Source organism: Peptostreptococcus sp., assembly GCF_977045075.1.
On the sequence record NZ_CDRRTB010000113.1, the window covers coordinates 1 to 3,672 of the forward strand.

Genomic DNA, 3,672 nt, shown 5'->3' on the forward strand with positions numbered 1-3,672 from the left:
TTACATTGACCCTACGAAGGTCTTCTTCATAATCTCTAGATCCTGCCCTAATAATGCCCACCCTTCCCTGGGCACCATCTATTTTAAAATACTGGGCTACGCTTAATTCTTCATCATCAGACCTATCTATTGCCTCTGTATTATCAATATATTTCTGTAAGTCCATATAACCCCTCTCATATACGTTTTTGGATATATTATATGGTAAGAGCTCTATAAGTCTCACATCCAGCTTACTGTTGATAGTAAGTCTCATAAAATCCACTAGCTCATCATCATTAAAGTCCTTGATAGCCACACAATTTATCCTTACGTCTATATTGGCAGCCTGACAGGCATCTATAGATAGGTAAACCTCCTTTAGGTTACCACCTCCTGTAAGGGCGTGGTACCTATACTCTTTTAAAGAATCCAGGGATATATTTACACTATTGAGACCAAGGTTTTTAAGGTCAAGTATCCTAGTTCCAAGACCAATTCCATTTGTAGTCATACCTATATCCTCAATTCCACAGTCACGAGCATAGGCTATTAGGTCTTCTAGGTGCCTATATAAAAGAGGCTCTCCTCCAACAAACTTAACCTTCTTCAGACCCCTATCAGCAAAAAACTTGATAATTGACTTAAAATCATCAGGTGACATGGCCTGGTCATCTTGCCCAATAATATTTACTTCCTCCTGAGGCATTGAATACATGACCGGGTAGTTGTCTTCCTCTGTCAGTATAAGCCTCAAATATGTTAAATCGTTCAATTTTATCACCTCAAAACATCTATCCTTATTATTTATAAATTTTCATTAGACTATCTACCATAATCTTAGATATTATCCTCTTCTGTTCCATGTATTCATAGTAGTTTTCAAACTCGTAGCATACATAGTCTAAGCCCTCAGACGCAATCCTTCTCATCTTGGATAGGTTGCTGTCAAAGAAAATATCTATCTTTCCGACCTGCTTTATAACCTTCAAAATACATTCGTACATGTCATCTATAATCTTTATACTATATTCACCAAAGGAATCCATAAGATTATAAAGGCTGTCCTTGCTTATAAGAGACCTCTTGTAGTACCTTATAAAATTAGAAAAATCATCGACATTATTGTCTGGCTCTAGCTCAAATAGGATCCTAAAGAATAGGTTCCACGGCACCTCTGTGTTCATCTTATCTATAAATATATAGGCAATATCTCTAGAAAATCTATCCTCAAATACCGGCTCATGTTCAAGGACCAGGCCGTCATTGAAGTTTATATCCTTATTTAAAAATTCGTTTATTTTCTTATATTCTTCAGTCATAAAGGCACTTAGTCCATCACTTGTATCCTTATACTTTTGAAGCGAGTAGTCCAGTATTGTCTGGCAAGGCTTTTTAAAGTCTATAGCAAAAGCCAGCTGCTCATCCATCTTATAGGTAATGGTATCATACAGGAGCTTCGAGAATACCGCCTTTATTTCATTCCTACCAAATTTAGAATTTATCTTGGTTTCTGGCTTGAAATTCTTGTATATACTAAGGAGCTGGTCATCTATCATGGTAAGGTTGTTTTTGATTGATATCATCATATCCTTGATAAACTGATCCTCAAGAAGATATGTAGTATTCTTGTAAATAATCTTGTGTTCTATCTCACTCCAAAAGACATTTACTAGGGCCTTTATCTGGAGCTCGAACTTTATCTTCCTGTCTGCTAGCACATATTCACCGTCTAGCTTATAGATTTCAAAGCCATTTTTTTGCTTTAGTGGTTGCTTTTCAAACATATAAAGTCTTATATTTTTATTGGACTTGGCATAGAAAAACTTTCTATCATCAGTTTCTGAAAAGTAGTTCTTAATTTGCATAAAAATATCCTTTTCATCCCTGATAAACTTACACTCTATCCTCACCCCTATAATATCAGGTATCTCAGAGAACATTACCTCAGGATCGTCATAGACCATTAGGTACCTATTTCTAATTATTTTCTCCTTAAGGCTGCTTTCTGACTTTATCCTTGAGCTAACAGACATCAACTCGTTTTCCTTAAGCGGAATAGATCCAAAGAACTTGACCAACTCATATTCAATTGTCTCTAGGGTTTGTTGCTGACTTCTCAGTATATCTATGGCTGATTCGATAAACCCGAATTCTTGTAAACTCATGACTTCCTCCGTATATATATGGTACTTATACCTTTATTATATCAAAAAATACCATAATTTAGAAGGTTAATGTAATTGGCCTATCAAGGACATAAGGAAAGGTCCCCTAAGCTGTTAAGCTCATGGGGACCTTTGAAGTCTTTAAAATATTATTTAACTCTTTCTATATGCCAGATACCATCCGTATATTCCTGTGTAGCCCTGTCTGCTGAGAAAATTCCAGCCTTGGCTATATTAACTAATGACATCCTGTTCCACCTGTCCTTGTCTCCATAAGCCTCTTCAACTTCCTTCTGCTTACTTACATAGCTTTCGAAGTCTGCAAGACACATATATGGGTCCTGGTTGATTAGGTAGTCTACAATATTAGAGAATGAAGTACCATCTATATTTATAGTCCTAATAAAGTCAAGTGTTTCCTTGATTTCCGGATTTTTTTCATAGTAGTCTCTTGGTCTGTAACCACTCTTGTATAGGTCGTTAACCTCTGGTGTCTTTAGACCAAATAGGAACATATTTTCATCACCTACTGCATCATGTATTTCAACATTGGCACCATCAAGCGTACCTAGTGTCAAGGCTCCATTTAGCATTAGCTTCATGTTACCTGTACCAGATGCTTCCTTACCTGCCTGTGAAATCTGCTCACTTACATTTGCTCCTGGTATAATTATTTCAGCAAGTGTTACCCTGTAGTCTTCTAAGAATACTACCTTTATATAGTCCCTAACAAGCGGATCTGCTTCTATCATGTCAGATAGGGTACATATGAACTTAATTATATTCTTAGCCATTACATAGCCTGATGAAGCCTTGGCTGCAAATATAAATGTTCTTGGTCTAGGTCTTAGACCATTAAACTTAATCTGTCTATATAGGTAAACTATATGAAGTGCATTTAGTAGCTGTCTCTTATACTCGTGTAGTCTCTTAACCTGAACATCAAATATAGAGTCGATATCTACATTTATGCCGTTAGCATCCTTTATGTACTTAGCTAACTGTTCCTTCTTTGTATGCTTAATCTTTTCTAAGTCAGCTAGAACTGTCTTATCATCAGCATACTTCAATAGTTCTTCTATGTTTGATAGGTCCTTAATAAAGTCACCACCTAGTAGGCCATTTAGGTAGCTTGTCAACTCAGGATTGGCCTGACCTAGCCACCTTCTATGGGCTATACCATTAGTTACATTGTTGAACTTGCCTGGATAAATCTTATTAAATTCCTTAAATGTATCTGCCTTTAGGATATCACTATGTAGGCCTGATACACCATTTACATTGTAGCTTCCTACTATACAAAGGTTAGCCATCCTTATCATATTATTGTGGATAATTGACATTGACTCTAGGTCGGATGACGCTCCAATTTCATTACAATGCTGACAGAACCTATTATTGATTTCCCTAATGATTGTAAATACTCTTGGTAGGATTGGGGCAAATAGGTCTACAGACCACTTTTCTAAAGCTTCTGCCATTATTGTATGATTAGTGTAGGCAAATACCTTAGTAGTTATATCCC

3 protein-coding genes are annotated in these 3,672 nt (G+C 36.4%); all 3 read right to left on the minus strand.

All coding sequences use genetic code 11. The features are described from left to right. Window positions 1–754, minus strand: a 754-nt coding sequence (locus tag ACW6OJ_RS07605) for a radical SAM protein (protein WP_456096218.1), incomplete at its 3' end; no start/stop codon positions are given. 28 nt (window positions 755–782) lie between these two features. Then, a complete protein-coding gene (locus tag ACW6OJ_RS07610) occupies window positions 783–2,147 on the minus strand; it encodes a GTP pyrophosphokinase (protein ID WP_455104648.1) in 1,365 nt (454 codons plus the stop codon). Between the two features lie 149 nt (window positions 2,148–2,296). Next, window positions 2,297–3,672, minus strand: a 1,376-nt coding sequence (glgP, locus tag ACW6OJ_RS07615; RefSeq protein ID WP_456096219.1) for a glycogen/starch/alpha-glucan family phosphorylase, incomplete at its 5' end; no start/stop codon positions are given.